Source organism: Oleiphilus sp. HI0086 (assembly GCF_001635225.1).
On the sequence record NZ_LWFZ01000580.1, the window covers coordinates 1 to 256 of the forward strand.

1 protein-coding gene is annotated in these 256 nt (G+C 41.4%); it reads left to right on the forward strand.

Annotation, left to right across the window (positions count from 1 at the left end; all coding sequences use genetic code 11):
* The coding region (locus A3756_RS27570) for a hypothetical protein (RefSeq protein WP_197481236.1) at nucleotides 1-256 on the forward strand (256 nt) is incomplete at both ends.

Consider the following 256-nt stretch of genomic DNA (forward strand, 5'->3'; position numbering starts at 1 on the left):
TGAAGCATCAGTACAGTTTGGCAAGACTGGATTGGCTTTCTCTTCTTTGACGAATAAGCCTTTACTACAGCCAATTCTTCAGCAGCATGCTATTCAAAGTCGATGGAGGCGTGACTTTGTCGAAGCTGAAGGGCAGTTAATCAACATTATTGATTTACCAGGTTCTCAGTATGAGCTTATGTTCGTCTCTAACTCTGAATTGGTTGGTAGTAATGCGCTAATTGCATTTATATCTGATACAACCCAAGCCAGAGAG